Genomic DNA, 515 nt, shown 5'->3' on the forward strand with positions numbered 1-515 from the left:
AAGTTGAGGTTATCGACCGCCTTGAAGCCATCGAACGACACGGTCAGGTCTTCGACACTCAGTAACATTGCGCTCATGACTGCGCCTCCTTGTTGCTCAGGCGTTGCAACAGCCCGGCCAGGCCGGTCGGCAGAAACAGCACCACCGCCATGAACAGAAAGCCGATGAAGTATTGCCAGAAGCTGACGAAGTTCTCCGACAGGTAAGTCTTGGCTGCCCCGATCAGCAGCGTGCCGTATACCGCGCCAACCAGTGAAAGGCGACCGCCCAACGCGGCATAGATCACTATTTCCGTGGACGGAATGATGCCCACCAGCGATGGCGACGCCAGACCAACCTGCAGGGTGAACATCACGCCGCCCAGCGCTGAAATAAGGGCCGCCACGGCGAAGATGAACGCCTTGAACAACGCAGTGTTGTAGCCGGAAAAACGCACCCGGTCTTCGCGGTCACGGATCGCCACGACGACCTTGCCCAGGCGGCTGCGCAGAATGAAACCGCACATTGCCACACTG

1 protein-coding gene and 1 pseudogene are annotated in these 515 nt (G+C 59.0%); both read right to left on the minus strand.

The window, feature by feature from the left end; genetic code table 11:
- Window positions 1-77, minus strand: a pseudogene (locus ALO43_RS29915) (ABC transporter ATP-binding protein); the annotation flags it as partial.
- The coding region (locus tag ALO43_RS03820; protein ID WP_217999767.1) for a branched-chain amino acid ABC transporter permease at window positions 74-515 on the minus strand (442 nt) is incomplete at its 5' end. The gene ALO43_RS03820 and the pseudogene ALO43_RS29915, both read right to left, overlap by 4 nt.

The organism is Pseudomonas tremae, assembly GCF_001401155.1.
In the GTDB taxonomy this organism is placed as follows: domain Bacteria; phylum Pseudomonadota; class Gammaproteobacteria; order Pseudomonadales; family Pseudomonadaceae; genus Aquipseudomonas; species Aquipseudomonas tremae.